General features: G+C 64.9%; 1 protein-coding gene. It reads right to left on the reverse strand.

The annotated features are described in order from the left end of the window. Positions 1 to 493: polyketide synthase (locus tag O5O46_RS35130; RefSeq protein ID WP_269859748.1), on the reverse strand; the 493-nt coding region annotated here is incomplete at both ends.

A 493-nucleotide genomic window follows, 5' to 3' on the forward strand; every position in this document is an offset into this window, starting at 1 on the left:
GATGTTGGACTTCAACGACCCCAGCCACAACGGCTGCCCCTCGGCACGCTCCTGGCCGTACGTGGCCAGCAACGCCTGAGCCTCAATCGGGTCACCCAGCCGAGTCCCCGTGCCATGAGCCTCCACCGCATCGACCTTAGTCGGCGAAAGCCCAGACGCAGCCAGCGCCTGACGAATCACCCGCTGCTGCGATGGACCATTCGGCGCCGTCAAACCATTCGAAGCACCATCCTGATTCACCGCACTCGAGCGCAACACAGCCAACACCTCGTGGCCATGACGGCGGGCATCGGACAACCGCTCCATCACCACCACACCGACACCCTCAGACCACCCAGTGCCATCAGCGGCGTCGGCAAACGACTTACAACGGCCATCAGCAGACAGTCCACCCTGCACCGTGAACCCAACAAACATGTCGGGTGCGGCCATCACCGTGACACCGCCGGCCAGGGCCAGCGTGCACTCCCCCGACCGCAACGCCTGCGCAGCG

The sequence above is a fragment of the Streptomyces sp. RPT161 genome (assembly GCF_027533845.1).
Taxonomy (GTDB): domain Bacteria; phylum Actinomycetota; class Actinomycetes; order Streptomycetales; family Streptomycetaceae; genus Streptantibioticus_A; species Streptantibioticus_A silvisoli_A.